At 36.1% G+C, this 20,000-nt stretch carries 17 protein-coding genes; 3 read left to right on the plus strand and 14 right to left on the minus strand.

The window, feature by feature from the left end; genetic code table 11:
* Nucleotides 1–15: 15 nt before the first annotated feature.
* The 11 genes from srlA to IGI97_RS12910 form a co-directional block, all read right to left on the minus strand.
* Nucleotides 16–570 (minus strand): PTS glucitol/sorbitol transporter subunit IIC, encoded by a 555-nt coding sequence (gene srlA, locus IGI97_RS12860; RefSeq protein WP_002355983.1) that lies wholly within the window; start codon nt 568–570, stop codon nt 16–18.
* Nucleotides 570–1,055: a transcriptional regulator GutM gene (locus tag IGI97_RS12865; protein WP_002355985.1), complete on the minus strand. Its 486-nt coding sequence runs from the start codon at nt 1,053–1,055 to the stop codon at nt 570–572. The genes srlA and IGI97_RS12865 overlap by 1 nt, the downstream gene beginning before the upstream one ends.
* On the minus strand, nt 1,052–2,914 hold the full coding sequence (locus IGI97_RS12870) for a BglG family transcription antiterminator (protein WP_142956717.1): 1,863 nt from the start codon (nt 2,912–2,914) through the stop codon (nt 1,052–1,054). Before IGI97_RS12870 ends, IGI97_RS12865 begins: the two co-directional genes overlap by 4 nt.
* Before the next feature lie 15 nt (nt 2,915–2,929).
* Complete coding sequence (locus IGI97_RS12875; RefSeq protein ID WP_002376273.1) at nt 2,930–3,730, minus strand: SDR family oxidoreductase; 801 nt, start codon at nt 3,728–3,730, stop codon at nt 2,930–2,932.
* Nucleotides 3,731–4,573: 843 nt separating this feature from the next.
* Entirely contained in the window at nt 4,574–7,723 is a 3,150-nt protein-coding gene (locus IGI97_RS12880) for a type I restriction endonuclease subunit R (RefSeq protein ID WP_438738746.1), read from the minus strand.
* 12 nt (nt 7,724–7,735) lie between these two features.
* The gene (locus IGI97_RS12885; RefSeq protein WP_438738748.1) at nt 7,736–8,902 is read right to left on the minus strand and encodes a restriction endonuclease subunit S; all 1,167 of its coding nucleotides are present in this window, start codon (nt 8,900–8,902) and stop codon (nt 7,736–7,738) included.
* Complete coding sequence (locus tag IGI97_RS12890) at nt 8,892–10,487, minus strand: type I restriction-modification system subunit M (RefSeq protein WP_438738750.1); 1,596 nt, start codon at nt 10,485–10,487, stop codon at nt 8,892–8,894. Before IGI97_RS12890 ends, IGI97_RS12885 begins: the two co-directional genes overlap by 11 nt.
* A 496-nt stretch (nt 10,488–10,983) precedes the next feature.
* Nucleotides 10,984–11,709 (minus strand): hypothetical protein, encoded by a 726-nt coding sequence (locus IGI97_RS12895; RefSeq protein WP_438738752.1) that lies wholly within the window; start codon nt 11,707–11,709, stop codon nt 10,984–10,986.
* Between the two features lie 153 nt (nt 11,710–11,862).
* Nucleotides 11,863–12,189 (minus strand): hypothetical protein, encoded by a 327-nt coding sequence (locus IGI97_RS12900; protein WP_010783646.1) that lies wholly within the window; start codon nt 12,187–12,189, stop codon nt 11,863–11,865.
* Between the two features lie 45 nt (nt 12,190–12,234).
* Nucleotides 12,235–12,597: a zinc ribbon domain-containing protein gene (locus IGI97_RS12905; RefSeq protein ID WP_002324258.1), complete on the minus strand. Its 363-nt coding sequence runs from the start codon at nt 12,595–12,597 to the stop codon at nt 12,235–12,237.
* A 36-nt stretch (nt 12,598–12,633) separates the two neighbouring features.
* On the minus strand, nt 12,634–12,849 hold the full coding sequence (locus IGI97_RS12910; protein WP_002301910.1) for a helix-turn-helix transcriptional regulator: 216 nt from the start codon (nt 12,847–12,849) through the stop codon (nt 12,634–12,636).
* 129 nt (nt 12,850–12,978) lie between these two features.
* Between IGI97_RS12910 and IGI97_RS12915 the strand changes: the two genes are divergently transcribed.
* On the plus strand, nt 12,979–13,314 hold the full coding sequence (locus IGI97_RS12915; RefSeq protein WP_438738755.1) for a helix-turn-helix domain-containing protein: 336 nt from the start codon (nt 12,979–12,981) through the stop codon (nt 13,312–13,314).
* A gap of 75 nt (nt 13,315–13,389) precedes the next feature.
* Here IGI97_RS12915 and IGI97_RS12920 read toward each other — a convergent pair whose 3' ends face one another.
* Nucleotides 13,390–15,387, minus strand: a complete 1,998-nt coding sequence (locus tag IGI97_RS12920) for a hypothetical protein (RefSeq protein WP_438738757.1) — start codon at nt 15,385–15,387, stop codon at nt 13,390–13,392.
* Nucleotides 15,388–15,484: 97 nt separating this feature from the next.
* The gene (locus IGI97_RS12925; protein WP_002287723.1) at nt 15,485–15,760 is read right to left on the minus strand and encodes a helix-turn-helix domain-containing protein; all 276 of its coding nucleotides are present in this window, start codon (nt 15,758–15,760) and stop codon (nt 15,485–15,487) included.
* A gap of 234 nt (nt 15,761–15,994) precedes the next feature.
* Between IGI97_RS12925 and IGI97_RS12930 the strand changes: the two genes are divergently transcribed.
* Together IGI97_RS12930 and IGI97_RS12935 are read left to right on the plus strand one after the other, a co-directional pair.
* Nucleotides 15,995–16,723, plus strand: coding sequence for a helix-turn-helix domain-containing protein (locus IGI97_RS12930; RefSeq protein WP_438738759.1), 729 nt, complete (start codon nt 15,995–15,997; stop codon nt 16,721–16,723).
* Between the two features lie 129 nt (nt 16,724–16,852).
* Nucleotides 16,853–18,016: a tyrosine-type recombinase/integrase gene (locus tag IGI97_RS12935; protein ID WP_438738761.1), complete on the plus strand. Its 1,164-nt coding sequence runs from the start codon at nt 16,853–16,855 to the stop codon at nt 18,014–18,016.
* 76 nt (nt 18,017–18,092) lie between these two features.
* Here IGI97_RS12935 and mnmG read toward each other — a convergent pair whose 3' ends face one another.
* Entirely contained in the window at nt 18,093–19,991 is a 1,899-nt protein-coding gene (gene mnmG, locus IGI97_RS12940; RefSeq protein ID WP_002355988.1) for a tRNA uridine-5-carboxymethylaminomethyl(34) synthesis enzyme MnmG, read from the minus strand.
* Nucleotides 19,992–20,000: the final 9 nt, after the last annotated feature.

Genomic DNA, 20,000 nt, shown 5'->3' on the forward strand with positions numbered 1-20,000 from the left:
TCACCTTGCTCCTTTCTAATCCACAGCAATCTCTACTGTTTTACTAAGGGTAATTCCTTGTTGTTTGCAAACATAGGCGGTAGTGAAATCGGTAACCCAACCGCCAATAAAATTCATTAATATCCCTACAAACATATAGCGAATCGCTAGGTCCATCGAATTTAGTCCTAACGTATCAATCCCTTGCGCAATCCCTAACCAAACGAACAATTCACCAGGATTAATATGAGGAAAAACTCCATTACTGGTATGACAAAATTGCGCTTGTGCAGCATAATAGCTAGGTTTATAGTATTCTGGTAAAAATCGAGCCATCGTAAAGGACATTGGATTGCCTAACATAAAAGCGGATAAAAAAGGCAACACTAAATACCGCGTAACAGGATTTTTGGCAGAAAGTTTGGCTACCTTGGTTACTCTTTCTTCTCCTAGAAAAGCAATTAAAGTATTCATAGCTACCATTAACATCAAAACAACAGGTACGATGCCTGTCATCCAAGAAATAAATGTTTCTGCTCCTGTTTGGAAAAGGTGCATAAATCCTTCCGCAAATTTTGTAATATAAGACATTACTCGACACTTCCTTTCAATTTTGTTTGTACTTTATTTTTCCATAATTGCCATTGAATTTTGGCTCCATTAAGCGGCGTTAATGGTTGTGTTTCTTGATAATTGCCAAGCTCAACACGTAAGTAAATTTCTCGTGCATTTTCCATCGCTTGTTGGGTTAATTTATTTTCCTTTTGTACGAGTGGATGGTAATGATCCATATAATGAATATCCTCGTTCACGTACTGAGGTAAGGGATGAAATTTAGCTAGAACGGTGACACCTTGCATCTTTCTAGCGGCTAAGATTTTCCCTTGTGAATCCACAGCAAACAAGATAATCGTGCCTGCTTTTAACTTCCCTGCACGTCGACCAATCGCGACTTTCCCTAATTGTCGCAATTCTTGGTAGTTTTGATTAAAGTGTTTAATCTGTTTCATTCCCATAGCTATCTGAACGAAGTAAGCTGTTAAAAAAAGCGCTCCGAATACGTAGATAAAGCTCATATGATAATCCCCTTCCTTTGCATCCACTCTTTAACTGCTAAAACATCTCGTTGCTTCCGTAACTCATTACGTAAACGTTCGTCTCCTGCGATTGTAAACAAGCGGTCATATAGTTGTAGTAACTCTGCTTCAACAGTGGCCGTCAGCTCTTCTGGAATACCCAACAGCAAAATAACATCAACTTTACCTTCTGGTGTAACCAGTGATTCTTCAAAAACCCCAATCGATAAAATAATCGTTGGTAAGGCTTGATTAATTGTATGGGGAAAGGCAATCCCCGATTCAAAAATAGTTGTTTGTTGATCTTCTCTAGTAAAAATTCGTTCGATAAATTGGGAATCTACTAATTTTTCTGCTTCTAAATCAGCAATCATTTTCTGGATATTCGCTCGGTAACCTTGAGTATTCTCTAATAATTGATAGGTCATATGAATATTTTGAGATTCCACGGAACGAATTTCTTTTGCCCTCTGCCACTCATTTCTGAGCCAAGTATCGTTAAATAAATTAGTTAAATGGATCATCGGTGTTTGTGGTCGAATATTTTTTAAGGGAATGGTTGTAAAAATAGCAAAATATTGATTCAATTCTCTTCTCTCTGCCTCTTCTTCAGAAAAATGGGCAATCTGGACGTCTGGACCCAAAACTTTTTCCAATTGCCGCTGAATGATCAAGGCCGTTCCATGACCTGTACTGCAGATTACAGCGATTTCTTTTTTGGCTCCCGCTTCATAGTTCCCTCTCAATGCTAGCTCAAAATACAAAGCGAGATACCCAAATTCAACCGTCGGCACACAACGATTTAACAAACGGCCCAATTCTTGCAAGCCAATCTTGGCTAATTCATAGGCCAAAGGATATTGTCGTTCAATTTCTCCGTAAAATAAATCGTGACACTCCACATGAAAAACGAGTCGATTCATCACGTTTCTTAAATGATCTTTCATTTCTGAAAACAAGAAGTCCTCATCAAATTCAACAACAACTGAATGATGAATTTTTTTCATCATTTTTTGAAAATAGTCAGCTAAGAGTCCTTCATCAGCCAATAAAGAATTACGAATATGGTTTGTGTTGATGTTAAAAGGAAAGCTGATAAAGGAACGTTCCCATTGGCTTAACGTTACATTATAGGTTATTTCCAAGTGATACATCAGTTCTTCAATCTGCTCGTTATGACGAACATAATCAACATATTCTGGTGGTAGTTCCGTAATGAGTTTTCCAGCTAAAACACGCTGCAAAACAATTGAAACCACTCTTCGTAAAAGAAAACTATCTTGTTTTGCTAGTCTTGTTTCTTTGATTATTTTTTGTATCATTTGTTTGGTAGTTTCATGAAGAAACTGTTCTTCAAAATATTCTTGGACGTAATTCACATGAAGTAAGCGTAAATCAAACTCTTTTCCTTCTAAATGAATGCCACGGTTTGGCGTACCTACAACCGCAACCTGCCAAGGAGCAATCAGCTCTTTCATGCGCTTAATGTCTTTATTAACTGTGCCGCGACTAACGGCGAGTTCTTCGGATAAATCATAAGTTGAAATAAATTGATCTTCTTCTATTAATCGTTTGATAATGTAGGAAACACGCTTGCTTGAAGAATTAAAATCAGATTCCCTTTTTAGCCGTCCAGACAAAACCTCTTCAAAACCTTCAAAGTTATTGATTTCTAACTGAAAGAGATTTTCCTTCTGAATAATTTGGGCGATACCGATTAATTCATCATTCAATGTATCAATGTTTTTACGAACTGTTTGAGGACTTGCGGCTAATTTTTCTTGCAATTCCAGTAAGCTCATTCCTTTGTGATCAACTAGTAATTTTATTACTTGGTACCATCTACTTACTAGCGTCATTTAGTTTTCCCACCTCTATCCTCTTGTTTTACCTCCAGCTACGTTTGTGGTGATGCCTGTAATATAGCTTGAACGGTCTGATAAATAATAGCATACTAAGTCAGCGACTTCATGGAGTTTTCCGCTACGACCTAATGGAATCGTACTTGTTTTTGAATAACCTGCTCGCAATTGCTCCACAGAAATGTTTCGTGTATAAGCCAATGCTTCTTCATATGCTAAAGTGCGCAAGCCCGTTTCTTCCATAATGCCTGGCGCAATCCCCACAACACGGACGTTTGATTTTCCTAACTCTTTAGCCCATGAACGTGTATAACTGCTGACCGCTGCTTTCGTTGCAGCGTAGGCGCTTTGCCCTTCGGAGCCTTCTAATCCAGCTTCTGAAGACATATTAATAATGACACCTGCTTGTTTTTGTACAAGAATCCGGCCCACTGCTTGGCTCATTAGGTAGAGCCCTTTTTGATTGATGGCTACAATTTTGTCGAATACCTCATCCGATAATTCATAAGGCCCATGAGGATGATTTTTATCCACCAATAGACGAGGAATATTGATTCCGGCGTTATTTACTAGGCCATCTACGGTTCCAAATTTTTCCACCACTTGAGCGACACCTGCTTCTACTTCTGCTCGAGAAGTTACATCGACTTTCACAAAGAGTAAATGCTCATGTTGCGTTTCTGATGCTGAAATATCAAAATTAGCGACATAGACCTCTTCTGCTAACAAGCTTTCAACAATGCTACGACCAATACCAGATGAGCCTCCTGTAACAATCACTACTTTTCCTTTAATTCCTAACCAATCTGTCATTTGTTCCACTCCTATCATTTGTTTGCGCTTTCAGTATAGGTCAGTTTGTGAAATTATTTAAGACAGTCTTTTTTTGTAGTTTAGAAAAAAAAGTAGACTAATTCAAAACAAAAAAGCAGTTGCTTCTTCACAATCAATCATCCGTGAAGAAGCAACTGCTTCAAATTTTTATTATCCTTGCACTTTCGCGATTTTTCCTTGTTCGATGTAGACCCAAATCGATCTATCAATAATTATCAAACTGAGTCATATAGAGACAAAAATTTCAAAAACGACCTGTTAATTGGTCATCGAATTTCATTTAAAATCAATACGACGGAGTCAGACACGGAGTCAAAACAAGCCCGCTGAGAGTAAAAAATATACAGTCCCATAGGTAAAGTGCCACAGGACTGTATATTTTTTATTTGAGATTACCTGAAATGATTCCATTTACTTTTTATCTCATTTTTTCCTACTAGTTAGTATCAAATACTCTCCTATTTTCTCAATAAACTATTTTGGGTTACATGGTATCTGAAACAGCTAAAACCTTGTCATTACAGCAAAAAATCACTTTATCTCCGTTTCATTTCAGATACATTTCACTTAAGCGGATTCCAAAAAAACAAAAGAAAAAGGAACCCCTAGTTAGCCTATGCTTTTTATTGGTTCCTCTCAAAACACGGTCATATAACAACGGGGCGGGGTAAATGAATGAAAAAGGTGGAGGAAACATTATTCAATAGCTGTCTTAAATACTTCGTTATAAAATGTGAACAAATAAAAGACATCTATCCCTATTTTCTACACTTCCACTTTACTACCATCTTTGAATCGTACAATTTTCTTAACTCTTCTCATTTACCTCAATTCATTCTCAAGTGGAATCAACTCATCATCTAACATTTTACGCCATGCTCGCTTCATTTCTTGTGGGTATTTAAATGGCTTCGCTTCTGGATGGTTGGCTTTGTATCCTTCGTAATCCTTACTGTTGATAATTGCTTTCATATTAGGAATTGGATCTTCACCTGGCATATATTGCAGATTAGAAGCATGTAATTCTTTCTCAGAAACACACCACTCATTGGAAAAGGCATGAATCAAATCATCACTTGCTTGTGTAAAATAGCGACGTTTAATGACAAAGATATCTTCATTACTATCTAAAGTCCCCACATCAAATGCATTTAAAATTTGTCGGTAAACTTCTTTGACTCCTTCTGTTTTATTCAATTTAGCCAAAGCTTTTTCAATTTCTTCTCGTGCATCTGAACTATTCGCAGCATAAGTTCCTAGTAATTGATCAATATAAGTTGAATCAATATCATACAACTTCGTGGTATTTTCACTATAAAATTCGATCGTTGAAAAATCTTCTCCCTCTTTTTCTGGTTCTTCCTCTATTAAGGAACCCTTCACGGTCTCGTACACACCAATTTGTTCTTCCAAAAGTTGAATTTGATTATTCAAAGTTGAAGATTGCACGATGTCATCATTGTAATCGTCATAAGTCACTAACGATTCATAAGCACGATTCAATTCTTGGAATGCTTTGACATATTCGATACGAGTTTCAAGAGGAGTATGTTCATCAATGGATTCCATGGATGAAACCTCTTTTAACTTACCATATGCTTGTTTGAATCTTTTTTTGGATTCCTGATAACTTGGATAAATTAATCCCGATTCTTCTTTAGCTTCTGAATACAGTTTTGTCGCATCCTCGACATTCTTCTCCATTATCGCTGGCTTTCGGAAAGTAACAATTAGTCCTTTTGTTTTTTCTGGATACGTACGGTTCGTACGTGAAAAAGCTTGGATCAATCCTGCATACTCTAGATTACGATCTACAAATAGGGTTTGAATCGTAGGGGCATCAAAACCTGTCAATAGACGATCCACTACGATCACTAAATCAATTTGTTTCCCAAATTGTTTGAATTCCGCTCTTTTTCGTGCCAAACGATTATTGATATCTCCGTTATAACGTTCAATGTCTGCTAATAACCAGGCAGTATCATAATACTGATTATATTCCTCAATAATTTTTTGCATTTCTTCTTGTTGGGCACTTGAATCTCGGCTATTTTCTTCTAATGAATAGGTAATAGCGATCCTTGGGAAATCAGGATCCTCCATAGTTCGTCCTTCACGAATGGGATGATTGGGAAACTCTTTTGTTATCCAATCAGGCTCTTTCGTCATCTCTTTGATAGCCCGATAATACTTTTTGGCCATGTCAATGGAACTCGTGGTTAAGATTGCAGATTTCATTGGCCGGCCATTTCGAAAATCAAATTTTGTATAGGCATTATCTGGACGGAACATTTTATGGATGACTTTTTGGATATGTTCATCTGCTTCAAAAACAGCAGGGTCCAAATAACTTTCTTTTTTGACAGGATCCATTTGATCGATCATACGATTGATCTGTTCTGATGAATACTCTGCATATGTTTCTACTTCTTTTAATTTCCGATAGATTTTATTCTCTAATGAAGTCGGCTCAACAGTGTTTTCATGCTCTACTTGAAATCCTAAAACAGAGCCATCTTCTAGCGCATTCTTGATGGTATAGGTATGTAAGACCTCTCCATACTGGTCATGGGTCGTACGTGCTAATTGCCCTTTGGCTTGTTTCCGATTCTCAGGGAAAATCGGTGTACCTGTAAAGCCAAACCAAGTGGATTTCGGAAACATTTTTTTGATTTCTTCCATATTTTCAGCACTTAACGCTCGATGACACTCATCTACTACAAACACGATATGTTGTCCCATTAATTTTTGGAAGCGATTGGTTCCTTTTTTCTCCTCTTGTTTCTTTGCATATTTCAACGCCGCATCTAGCTTTTGACGGGTTGTAATAATCACAACATTCGCATTGGCATCTGCCAACAGAGTTTCACTTAACTCTTTGGCACTTCCTGTTCCAACGATCAAGCTATTTGCTTTGGCGTTCCCGGAAGAAATCCCAGTATTAAATTCCGAAGCAAATTTCGTAAACTCTGTGGTGGTTTGATTATCTAAATCTTTGCGGTCCACTAACATGATCGTTCGATCGATCCCCGATTTTCGTGCTAAAAGCTTAGTAGATACAAAACTAGTCAACGTCTTTCCTGAACCTGTCGCATGCCACACATACCCTGATTGATGTTTATTTGCAGCAATAAACAAGGCTTGAATCGCATGTACTTGATAAGGATGTAACACCATGAGGGTTTTATTGTCTTGATCTTCACTGACAATCGTATAATCCGCAATCAAGCGATGGGCATCCGGGATATTTAGCACTTGTTTACAAAACTCATATAAGTTTTCTACTTTTTCATTGTCTTTCGTTCGCCAACTAAATAAAAACTTAGGGTGCAAGTCTTTCGGTAAGGCATTTGCAAAATACCGGGTCGTTTGTTCATTGGAAACCACAAACAACTGCAAGGTCGAAAAGATATTGTTCCGAAATATGCCTTCTTCTGCATACTTTTTGATTTGATTAAACGCCTGATAGACGCCATCTTTTGCGGTTACTTGTTTCAACTCGATTTGGACAATCGGTAATCCATTGATTAATAAGGTAACATCAAAACGTCGATCCCGTGCTTCTATGTTACTTCCACGTTTTGCAATTTGATGAACCACTTCATAAGTAGAGATTCCTCCACCAATGTCTTGATTGGAATAAAGGATAAGTGAGACAGAACCCAATTGCGAATCTTCCCGTTCAATCGTGATCCGAGCCATCCCATTTTCACCTTTTAACCATTTCGCAGCATCAAATGGGGTTTTCGTCCGTAGCAATAATTCGGTTTTGATCGTTTCAAACTCTTTATCGGTCAAAGGAGAATCATTCAGTTCTGCTTGATTATTTGAGATGATTTTTTGACGTAAATTGACCCAAAGATCTTCTTCTGATTTTAGATCCGGACGATACGTCCACTGATTATGTCCTTCCCCCAGTACACGAATCAACTGTTCTTCGACTTCCGCTTCCTCACGGTGACTAATTTTCATTTTTCTTCCCTCCTAGACAAACATCTTTTGTAAGAAGCCTTTTTTCGTTTCTTTTAGTAAATCCAACTTACGTTGATGAAGAGCGATCGTATCATCTAGCTGCTTGAAGAAGGCACCAATTTTTTGTTGTTCACTCTTTAAAGGTATAATAACCTCTAATTTCATCAGAACATCTGCATTAAGTTTTGCCCGACCCCCACCGACCAAAAATGGTTCTATATTAATACTTCTTATGGCATTCATCAAAAACATATTATCAGCTAAATTTTCTTTTGCTTGAATTACATGAGCATGATTATTAACCCAAACTTTTCCATCTACATATTGAACTGGATAGTTCTTCAAGTCATTCGCTCCATCTTCTGCAACTAAAATAAATGCTCCATCATGTGTGTATCCTTCAACATAACCTTGAATCCCATTTGCCCCATAATAAGGAGTATTACCAGCTACTCGTTTCGATGCAGTTATCGGTATTCGTAAATTATCATATCTATCTACTACCTCCTGCAACCTTCGCTCTTCCCAATCCTCCGTAAATCCAGGAAACCGAATTTCTGGCACTTTTGCTCCGTTTTTAGGGAACATTTTTTGTAAGAATCCTTTTTTCGTTTCCTTTAATAAATCTAGCTTACGTTGATGAAGGGTGATGAGTTGGTCGAGGTTTTGGAAGAAAGTACCGATTTTTGTTTGTTCTTCGAGAGATGGTACATTCATCTCAATTTGATTAATCTCACCAAGATTTATCTTTTTCGGAAAAGCAATGTGCAAAGTCCTTTTCCAAATATTACGTTGAACTTCAGGGCTTGGAATTAACCAAGCAAGAAAGCTTGAATCTATTTCATTTGGCTTCAATAACGCTAAGGTAACGTAATATGCCAATGGTTCATCGGTTTCAATTACTTTTGCAGTTCCGATGTCACCAATACGTGTCATTAACACATCGCCTTTTTCAGCTTGCTTTTTTGAATATTCACTGTCGTAAGCTTCTTGACTGATGTACTTTTCTGTTTCCAGTGTCTTTATATTTTCGACACTAACAAACTTCACTCCAGACTCAGTATATTTAGGAGTTTGGTGTGTACCATCAAAAACAGTAGCCACATCTTTTAATTTAACTTGTTCCCACTCATCCGTAAATTCTGGAAAACGGATTTCTGGTAGTGTATCATTGCTCATGTTTGAACACCTCCAGCGCGCCTTGCAACCATGCTTCATTTTCAGGTGTTGTTTGCAGGGAAGAGATAGCTTCTAAAAGTTCTTTTTTTAGCACTTGCTGTTCTTGTCGTATCTTCTTGATGTCATTTCCGACATGAACCATATCAATTGGTTCTTCTTCTTCGAACGTATCTACATAGCGTGGAATATTTAAGTTATAGTCATTTTCTTTGATTTCATCAAAGGTTGCCAAATGAGCGTATTTCTCAACATCTTTTCTTTCAGCGTAGGTTTCGAGGATTTTTTGAATGTTTTCTTCCGATAATTTATTCTGATTTTTCCCTTTAACAAATTCACGACTAGCATCAATGAATAATACATCTCGAGTTTGACGATTCTTCTTCAATACAATCACCGTCGTTGGAATCGATGTACCAAAGAACAAGTTCGCAGGCATACCAATCACAGCATAAATACTGCCGTCTTCTAGTAATTTTTGACGAATGACCCCTTCTGCAGCACCACGGAATAAAACCCCGTGTGGCAAGACGATGGCCATGGTCCCTGTTTCCTTCAAATGATAGAAACCATGAAGAAGAAACGCAAAATCTGCTTTGGATTTTGGCGCTAATTTTCCATAACGATTAAACCGGGAATCATCTAAAAAGGTCGTATCTGCTGACCAATTAGCCGAATAAGGTGGATTCATCACTACTGCATCAAATGTGTAAGGTTCATCTGTTGGCCAGTCCTTATTCAACGTATCCCCATTGCGGAGATTCATTTCTTCGGCATCTACCCCATGTAAAATCAAGTTCATTTTTGCTAGATTGTATGTCGTTGTATTTAGTTCTTGCCCATGATATTTAACGTTATCTGGATGAGTTAAGTAGTTACGTACATTTAACATCAAGGAACCTGAACCCATGGTTGGGTCAAAGACACTAAAGAAAGGGCGTTCTTTTTGATCTAGTGTCACGATTTGTGCCATCATATCAGAAACCATGTGAGGTGTATAAAATTCTCCGGCTTTCTTCCCTGCTTCTGAAGCAAATTGACTGATCAGAAATTCATACGCATCCCCGATCACATCCCCATCGTGACCTAAAACTTCCACGTCATTCAATTTCTTGATAACTTCGGTAATCGTCACATTTCGTTGTTGCTCATCTGTTCCTAGTTTTTTTGATTGGAGATCCACATCATCAAATAACCCATTAAATTGATTGTAGGTAGATGCCAATTGCACAAAGGCTTTGTTTAGATCGTTCAATTGGAACGTTGCTTGTTTTGCTTGATCCGCTAAGACGTTGAAAAGATACTCTGGTGCAATTGCATATCCCAAAATATCAACGATTGTGGCAATCAGATCTTCTTTTGATTCTTCATCTGAAAGTAATTCACGATACAACATTGTTTGTTTGCTTACTGTGTCATATTCCTCTAAGGATTCATCTGCTAAAAGAACCACTTGTTCCAACAAACGGTCGGATAAATATTTATAGAAAATCAGCCCCAATAAATAATTTTTATATTCTGACGCATCCATTTTACTACGGAGATTATCTGCCGCACTAAATAACTTCTGATTTAATTCTGCACCCAAAAAGATACACTCCTATCTCTTATTTAAAGTTGCTATATACCCTTTTATTTTAGCATACTCCCTTTTAGAAAAGAAAAAAACTTATTCTTGCTAATAAACTACGCGAAAGGAGTCTAATGTTGTTTGATATAACTTAGACTGATCGTTAACTTATTTTTTATATTTCTACATAGTTATCTTTAGAACCATTTCAGATACATATGAAACAATTACATATGATTTTTTCATAAAAAAACAGTACTGTCTAGTAGTATAAAATATACAAATTTCTTAAAAATTTTTTCACTAAAATCACTACCTGAAACAGTCTAAAACACTTATATATCAACGTTTAATGAAACTATCTCCGTTTCATTTCAGATACAAATAAATATAGTCGGGCTCCAAATCCGAAAAAAAAATACCCCCAGTAGCTTATCCTAAGCTACTGGAGATGTATAAGTACGGTCATATAACAACGGGGTAGGGTAAATAAATGAAAAAGATGGAAGAATCATTATTCAATAACTTTTTTAAATACTTCGTTGTAATCAGTTACCTGTCCGTTCTTAAATACCACAGAATAATCTTTTTTCCCATTTTCAAGTAACCTAAGTGGAATATCTTTACCAACTTGCTCTGTCACTGCATTACTGATACCTGTTAGATTAGCTAATAAATCTGATAAAAATTGAGCATCTGAAGAAATCTCTGTATCAGTATTTATCGTGATTCCTTTATCTTCATTTACAAGTTTCCAAGTAGGTGGTATAGCTGTGTATGTTTCTACAAATGAATTAAGTTTTTCATTAAGTGGCTTCTCTTTTATATTTCCATCTAAAAACTCTATATATATGGCTTGAGCCATACTAAAATAAAGCTGGCCTTGTTCCAATAATTTTACATCATTAGTTAGTAAAGCTGTGTTCACGTTATCAATCGCTTCAAGAAGAGTATCTTTGGTGTCCCTAACAGCTTTAGGTGTGCCTTCTGGAATTTCCCTACTTGATACCTCGTCCATTTTATCTTCCATAAAACCCTTAAAATCATATCTTTCTCCCAAATCCATAGAAGTTTTTGAGAAAGCTTTCATTTCTGAGTCTATTTCTTCAATAATATTTAACATGTATGATACATATTGTTTAGGCTGATTCGTTTTTAATCTATATGTGGTAAATATCTCAATTCCTCCAATCATCAATAAAATTGCCAAACAAATCCATAATAATTTTTTCTTTTTCATTTTTCCTCCTATATCCTGCTGTTATAACAGTGACTAATGTAAAGATTTTCCCAATAATCATTAAACTATTATTTACAGGGAATCAAAAAAACTCCTTAGTAAGCTTACACCTTTAGGAGTTCCTGTTTGGACGGTATGCATAATATATTTAAATCAATTTAACATTAACACCTCAGTATATGGTATCTCTACATAAACACGGTCTTTCTTTGGGTAGTATTCTATATTTATATTAATAGCACTTCCATTGTCTAATATAGCTTTAGCCCGGTATGTGTTATCTCCATTTTCATGAGTGATTGTCACATCATCACATGTCCGATTTAAACTGTACTGTTCTTGTAAAATCTGTGTTACCAATGGTTTCGATGACTTCTCTAATCCAGATGTACCTGTCATTTTTGAAAAAATGATACCTATAATAGCCAAGACAACGATACCTATAATGACAAACTTCTTGTTCATATTTACTTTATTCAACTTTTTATCTCCTATCTCCAAAATAATTTGCTCTTATCCCTCTTATCAGTACATTGACATCCCTAAAAGTACACCAAAGATTGCACCAGCTACCCCTGCTATCATCAAAATCGTACCCATTTTCTCATCTTTTTCTCGATATAAGTAGCCCATAATAACAGCAACAGCACCAAATACAACAGGAATAAATGCTAACGATACTACCATAGAAATCCAACCAATAATCAAATACAGCTTCCCTGTCTCTTGTCCATGTACGATTTGTTCCTTCATTTCATTAATTGTCTGCTCAGTACTTTTCTTTACTGCGTCTGCTCCGGTTGTCTCATCTGTTTCTTGTAGTGCTCCGCAAAACTGGCAATACTTACTTTCATCTGTTATTTCTTTGCCACATTTTCTACAATACATGTCTTCTCCTCCTAAAAACATTCAATTGTTTATTAGTTAACTGTTTACTTTATTAAATACATCAGAAAACAGCTCATTCATTGGTACACTTAATATCTCAGAAAGCATCTTCATTTGATAGGGTTTAGGAATCGTTCTCCCTGTTTGCCACGAACTTACACATTGCTGTGTAACATTCATTTTTTTGGCTAACTCAATTTGAGAAAAGCCTTTTTCTTTTCTGTATCGGCTGAGATTACTTACTTTTTTCATGATTCTCCCCTCCTGTTTTATTATATACAACAATATGATGTATTTCAACTCATAAAATATATAAAAACTTCAAATGTCATTACAAATACAACAACTTGTTGTAATCTACTGAGAAGAGGAGGTGTCTTAATGAAACAGAAACAATATGCAAAAGTCATTAAAGAGAAACGAAAAGCTCTTGGGTGGACACAAAAAGAATTAGCTGAAAAAATCTTCTCTACACAACAGGCAGTAGCAAGATGGGAAAATTCTGTAACAGAACCTAACCTTGATAGCTTAACAGCTCTTTCTAGAGCCCTAGGAACCCCTGTAAGCCATTTTCTAGACAATGTTGTCGTAGATTATGAGGAAGAGTTTTTGGCTCTCTATCGCTCTCTTAGCACTGAAGATGCAGTTCGAACAATTGATTATATGAAGCTATTAAAAAGGCAAGAAAATGAACGCAATCAGCTATTGAAAGATTGAAAAATAAATAACCCACCGAACTTTAACGGTGGGTGTATTGAGATGAAATAAGATCAAGAGCTATGGATAACCTGTCTAGTTTAATACAATTGGGTCTTTTTTCTTCCTTACTCTCCGTCCATCATCTCTTGTTACACTTGTAAATTGATAAAGAGGAACTAATTCAACTCCTGATAATATCAATTCTTTTATTACTTCATCTATCCCTGCCCCTTTTGCTAGGTAGACTAAAAAACTACTACTTGCTTTCACATTGTATAATCTCTTAATATCCTTAGAAGCTCGTTCAAGAGTGAATCCTTGTTTAACAAAGTAGCCTCTGTTTTCTATTAAAGCATTTTTCACGCTGTTATACCCAACATTACGTAGACGTTCACAAACAGTGTTAGTAAGTTCTTTCTCTGTCATTATATATGTTCCTTGCCACGATAAGCCCTGTAAAACTTCATGTGCCTCATCTAAAATCAATTGTTTTTCCTTGCTGAGTTCTGACCGAAAATTTTGAGGAAATACTCTTTTAGCCTCTTTTTCGTTAAAACATATCTTAACCCAAGCATAAGAAAAATATTGATATGTAAAATGAAATTTTTTCAGAAGTGGAAGGATGTCTTCATTCAATTTTTGAATTACAGAAGTTGCATTAAAAACATCTAATCGATAGACATTGCTTCTCTTATGATTAAAGTTTCCTAACGCTTTCTCTTCCTTTAACCTATTTAGGTATTCGAGCATCTTCAAAGGAACATCTTCATCATCTAATTTTTTTATCAATCCTATAAATGTCATAAATGATAGTAACTTATTACATTTATCTATGCCATAAGCTTTACCATAGTAAGAACTCATTTTTTTAGCTAGCTGTTCTCCTGACAAAATACAAGTTACACTTTCCTTACTATCATCAAAAAAATTAACATCAGAAAGCAAGACATCATAGACATGTCCCATTTCCTCTAGATAATTCCTTATTGTCCTGAAAAGCTTGTCTTCCATCGATTCAAGAGTGTCAAAAAGTACTTTTGATTCCTCTTTCAATTTTCGAAAATGTGTAGGATACAAGTCTAATTTCTCTAGTAACCAATTAAAGGTCTCTACCCGACTGTCTTTCTTTAAAATTAGCATAACAACTCCAATAAAATTTTCACTGATACCACAATTACTGGAATGACAATAAAAAATGGAATGCCTATTTTTACTGGTAAAAATACTAGCAGAGGGATTATGGTCGTCGTGAAACAAACATCTTAAGTTTTTACTTGACTTAAGTAATTTATCCATATCAATGGTTAACAATCTTTCATAAATCTCATTAAAAGACATGTCGGAGGAATCAAACAGGAAGTCTTTAAACCACTGCTTCATTTCTTCTTTGTCGTCATTTTTTATCAACTTAACAAAATCGGTTTCATTGACTAGTTCATACTCTCTCCCTGAATCACTTTGACAATTTTTAGAACATGTCATGGTAAAGTCAATCGAAAGCTCAGTAATATCTAACATGTTGTCTTCATTGATTATCATGACTGCATCTGACTTATACCCTCCAAAAAACATTCTATTAGAAGCATTTACATTGTCATCACACCCGGGGATGTTCTTTTTCAAGTATTCGTAAACAGCAACCATTTTACTATAGTCAGTAATTGCTTCTTTTAATAGAAAGACAATCTTGAATTTTTCTAGATTTTCAGAGTACCGAATACTTTTTTGTATCGCAAACGCAGAATTATGAACTAAATTGATAGATAAAACCTTTTCTATGCTTAAGTATCTACAATCATCTTTACTCAAATCTACTACATTTCCCTTCTCATCTTTAACAGTGTTATCGACATCCAGAATAATTACTCTAGTTTCTAAAAACTCTTCACTTTTGTTGCCTTTATTCTTTGTCTTGCTTGGAATAAATGATTGTGATGAATTTAGTATCTCTACAAACTCATCTCTTGTAACTTCTCTGTAGTTATCTAAACACCTATCTCTTACATCAATTTTTTCCTTTTTTGTAACTGGTTTCTCTAATAGTTTTTCTTTATCCACATAGATTGGAATATTAATCATTGATGTTTCCATTTGTGTTTCCTCCTTATAAAATTCTGTTAAAGACTAAAACATACAGATAATAAACACAAACTCTTTATTACTATATGTTTTAGTCTTATTTGTTTACTCAACCTTTATACCGTTCCATGAAACTATCAATATCAGATTTTTTGAATCTAATGACCGTATCAATTTTTATGACAGGTAACCCGTATTGAGAAACATATTTTCTAATCGTTCCTACTGATACACCTAGATATTCACTTGCCTGCTGATAGTCCATATACTCTAGAGTAACTCCAGAAATAATGTCTTCTAGCATAGGCTTTAGCACTGTAATTATCTCTTTCACTTGTTGTTCAACTTGTATAGAAACAATGCTATCAATGATTTGTAGAGACATATTTCCCCCTCCTTTCGTGATTACTTGGACAAATTTTCTAAGAATTATCTTCATATTCTTTGCTCAAAATAAAACTATTTTGTTGTTATTAACCGATTAATCAAATAAAAAATGATTACCAGTTCATCGACATACACATAATACCTCGATAAAAAAGGGGTGTCAATATATTATATAAAATTATTTACAACACCCCTTTTTAGGTGTATACTAATTTTAGGAGGTGTGGTCAATATGATAAAGCGTCCACCAATAAATTATTTAGAACGAAAAAAGATACTCGGAACAAAAATAAAAGCTATAAGAAAGAGTAAAAAATTAACACAACCAGCATTTGGTCTTATGATTAACAATGGTCAATTGATTGACAAAAAAACTGTCTATGAATGGGAGAAAGGAACCTATTTACCAAAACCAGAGCGATTATCTCGAATTGCTGATTTGGGAAATATGAGTATAGAGGAATTAGTTTGTGGCAATGTAGAAGAATATATTTTGGGAATTATTCTTTATAGAGATAGCATTGTACTAGATGGTATAACATTTCCAGATAAAAACCTGTTCCAACATCTTCGCCAACAGTTCCCACCAGTACACTCTGATTTAGATACATGGCTGGATAGATATTTCAAATTAGAACCAGAGATGCAAGAATTTATTGCTAACAAGACTTGTAATAAAGTTAAAAATGAAAAAATTAGTCTTTTCAATATCTTAAAAATAGAAGAATTATTCATCAATGCTATTGTAGAAGAATTTGACAATGACATTCTTTTCCTCACTAGCAGTATAGAGGAATACCTAGAAATAATGGTAGATGAATGGCTACCTAGTCAATTGGAAGATATGGCTTATCCCGAAGAAGCTGTGACAGAAATTTTCGATAATATAAACAAGCTAGAGCAAACGATTTCATCAATTGGGAAAAAATACACTAAGAAAATTTACCAGAAAAAGGAATAAATTCTTTATTAGAGCCCATCCGTACTTAGTTAAAATATTGATTTGAAAGGTGGGATACGATGAGTTGAATCCTTTATAGCTGACAAGCTCTCAGCGGGCTTTTATGGCTTTTTCAAGGAGGAATTATTAATGGCAACTATACAACAGTACAAAAAAAGTGACGGTACCACAGCTTGGCTTTACAAAGTGTATATGGGTAAAGACCCAGTGACAGGTAAAGAAAAACGGACAACACGTAGAGGATTCAAAACAAAAAAAGAAGCCTCTTTAGGTTTAGCTCGATTCCAGATAGAAATCGAATTTACTGGAATAAGTCATCACTCTATCAAGACATTTAGTGAGTTATACGATTTATGGATGGACCAACACGTTAAAAATATTCGAAACACAACAGAACAACGTATTAAGAATCACTTCACAAATCAGATTCTTCCCTCTTTTGGAAAAATGAGGTTAGAGGTTATCACTCCTGCCATATGTCAAAAAATACTAACTGAGTGGTCAACGAAGTATCATTCTTATCAGAAAATAAAGAGTTACACTTCACAGGTATTCAATTACGGTATTTTGATTGGTGTAATCAAGACCAATCCAATGGAACGTACCATTACACCTAAATCTAACCATAGCTTCAACGAAATAGAAGAAGAGTTTTACACGAAAGAAGAGCTTCGACAATTCTTTGATTGCTTACAAGAATTAAAAGATGACCGTGCTCTAACGTTCTTTAGATTAGCTGCTTATACAGGAGCTAGAAAAGGAGAAATACTGGGGTTGACGTGGAAAGACATCGACTTTGATAAAAAGACTGTACAATTCAATAAAACGCTAATAGAACTATCTGATGGCTCCCTATGTGTCAATCCTACAAAGACAGAGTCATCTAAGAGAACAATTACAATAGACGACGGGACTTTGACCATACTTAAGAAGTGGAAACGTACCGTCATAAAAAAGAATCTTTCTCGAGGTATCAGAATCGATAATATAGATGATGTACCTGTTATCAGCACTATTAAAGCAAATAAAAAAAGGGACTTCCTGTATAAGGGCTACCCTAATCATGTAATGAGTAAAGTAGCTAGGAAGTTCCCTGATATGAAAATAATCAAAGTGCATGGCTTTAGAAAAACCCATGCCACATTGCTTTTTGAAGCAGGTGCTCAAGTAAAAGATGTGCAAGATAGATTAGGACATTCTTCATCTAAGACAACCATGGACATCTACATCCAAGTATCGAAAAATCGACAAGAAGAAACAGTTGAATTGTTCGACTCCTACATGAATGCATGATATACGGAGTCAAAAACGGAGTCAGTCGATACGATAAGGATTCATTTATTCTCAAGAATCCGTTCATATCCACTTATTATCCTTGCACTTTCGCGATTTTTCCTTGTTCGATGTAGACCATCAAAATGCTAATGTCAGCGGGGTTCACACCGCTGATACGGCTTGCTTGGGCAATCGTTTCTGGTTGGATTTTTTGTAGTTTTTGTTTTGCTTCTGTCGCCAAGCCGTTAATCGCTTGGTAATCAATGTTTTCTGGAATGCGTTTTGCTTCCATGCGTTTTAGTTTCTCAACTTTTTCCATGGCTTTTTTAATGTAGCCTTCGTACTTGATTTGAATTTCTACTTGTTCAATCACTTTTGGATCGAGCGCCTCTTCAGGTGCGGGAATAAATTGAGCGACTTCTTGATAACTGATTTCTGGGCGTTTCAGAAAATCTCTAGCTAAAATACCATCTTTTAAGCCAGCAGCGCCTTTGGTTTCCAAAAATGCTTGCACTTCTTTGGTTGGTTTAATCCGATGTTTGCCTAAGCGGGCAATTTCCGCTTCAACAGCCGCTTTTTTGACTAGATAGGCGGCATATTGTTCTTCTTTGACTAAGCCAATTTCATGACCCATTTCTGTTAAACGTAAGTCCGCATTGTCATGTCGTAAAATCAAACGATACTCCGCACGTGACGTTAATAAACGATAAGGTTCGTTAGTGCCTTTTGTAACTAAATCGTCAATCATGACGCCAATATAGCCATCACTACGTTTTAAAACAAGAGGCTCTTTGCCTTGAATTTTCAATGCAGCATTAATTCCTGCCATCAAGCCTTGACCAGCAGCTTCTTCGTAGCCACTAGTTCCGTTCGTTTGACCTGCTGTATAAAGATTCTCAATGACCTTTGTTTCTAATGTTGGGCGTAATTGGTGAGGGACTACCACATCGTATTCAATGGCGTAACCTGTACGCATCATTTCTACTTTTTCTAATCCTTCAATAGAATGAAGCATTTCTGTTTGGACATCTTCTGGTAAAGAAGTAGATAAGCCTTGGACGTAAACTTCTTCGGTATTCAACCCTTCTGGTTCCAAGAACAATTGGTGTCTTGGTTTGTCTGCAAAACGAACAATTTTGTCCTCGATGGATGGGCAATACCGAGCGCCCACACCTTCCACAATCCCAGTAAACATTGGGGCGCGGTGTAGATTTTTTTGAATAATTTCATGCGTTGTTTCATTCGTATAAGTTAACCAACAAGGTTCTTGGTTTTGATTGTAGGCACTATCTGGCGTGCTGTAACTAAAGTGGTTGGGTTCTTTATCGCCTGGTTGTTCCTCTGTCACAGAATAATCAATCGTACTTGATTTTACTCGTGGCGGCGTTCCTGTTTTAAAGCGATCGATTTCTAAACCTAATTCTTTTAAATGATTGGCTAAACCAACGGAAGGTTGCGAATTGTTTGGTCCTGATGAATATTTTAATTCACCAATAATAATTTCGCCACGCAAGGCAGTACCGGCAGTAATCACCACTGCTTGACTACGGTATGCGGCACCTGTTGAAGTTACAACACCACGACAAACGCCATCTTCCACGATTAATTCTTCAACAATCCCTTGACGAAGGGTTAAATTTTCTTCTTTTTCAATGGTATGTTTCATTTCTGTCGCATAGGCATGTTTGTCGGCTTGCGCGCGCAACGCACGCACTGCTGGACCTTTACCAGTATTTAGCATCCGCATTTGGATGTAGGTTTTATCAATGTTTTTACCCATTTCGCCGCCTAATGCATCAATTTCTCGGACAACGACTCCTTTGGCAGGTCCACCAACAGAAGGGTTACATGGCATAAAAGCAACCATATCTAAATTAATCGTTAAAAGTAACGTTTTAACGCCCATTCGTGCGGCTGCTAAGGCTGCTTCAGAGCCAGCATGTCCAGCACCGACGACAATAACATCATATGATTCTGCTTGATATTGATTCATAAAAAATTC

The organism is Enterococcus sp. DIV2419, assembly GCF_051711865.1.
GTDB classification, from domain to species: Bacteria; Bacillota; Bacilli; order Lactobacillales; family Enterococcaceae; genus Enterococcus; species Enterococcus faecalis.

Bases quoted from the DNA above. Each gene is read 5' to 3' on its own strand.
- srlA (WP_002355983.1), bottom strand. From the start codon at position 570: ATGTCTTATATTACAAAATTTGCGGAAGGATTTATGCACCTTTTCCAA.
- IGI97_RS12865 (WP_002355985.1), bottom strand. From the start codon at position 1,055: ATGAGCTTTATCTACGTATTCGGAGCGCTTTTTTTAACAGCTTACTTC.
- IGI97_RS12870 (WP_142956717.1), bottom strand. From the start codon at position 2,914: ATGACGCTAGTAAGTAGATGGTACCAAGTAATAAAATTACTAGTTGAT.
- IGI97_RS12875 (WP_002376273.1), bottom strand. From the start codon at position 3,730: ATGACAGATTGGTTAGGAATTAAAGGAAAAGTAGTGATTGTTACAGGA.
- IGI97_RS12880 (WP_438738746.1), bottom strand. From the start codon at position 7,723: ATGAAAATTAGTCACCGTGAGGAAGCGGAAGTCGAAGAACAGTTGATT.
- IGI97_RS12885 (WP_438738748.1), bottom strand. From the start codon at position 8,902: ATGAGCAATGATACACTACCAGAAATCCGTTTTCCAGAATTTACGGAT.
- IGI97_RS12895 (WP_438738752.1), bottom strand. From the start codon at position 11,709: ATGAAAAAGAAAAAATTATTATGGATTTGTTTGGCAATTTTATTGATG.
- IGI97_RS12905 (WP_002324258.1), bottom strand. From the start codon at position 12,597: ATGTATTGTAGAAAATGTGGCAAAGAAATAACAGATGAAAGTAAGTAT.
- IGI97_RS12910 (WP_002301910.1), bottom strand. From the start codon at position 12,849: ATGAAAAAAGTAAGTAATCTCAGCCGATACAGAAAAGAAAAAGGCTTT.
- IGI97_RS12915 (WP_438738755.1), top strand. From the start codon at position 12,979: ATGAAACAGAAACAATATGCAAAAGTCATTAAAGAGAAACGAAAAGCT.
- IGI97_RS12920 (WP_438738757.1), bottom strand. From the start codon at position 15,387: ATGGAAACATCAATGATTAATATTCCAATCTATGTGGATAAAGAAAAA.
- IGI97_RS12925 (WP_002287723.1), bottom strand. From the start codon at position 15,760: ATGTCTCTACAAATCATTGATAGCATTGTTTCTATACAAGTTGAACAA.
- IGI97_RS12930 (WP_438738759.1), top strand. From the start codon at position 15,995: ATGATAAAGCGTCCACCAATAAATTATTTAGAACGAAAAAAGATACTC.
- IGI97_RS12935 (WP_438738761.1), top strand. From the start codon at position 16,853: ATGGCAACTATACAACAGTACAAAAAAAGTGACGGTACCACAGCTTGG.
- mnmG (WP_002355988.1), bottom strand. From the start codon at position 19,991: ATGAATCAATATCAAGCAGAATCATATGATGTTATTGTCGTCGGTGCT.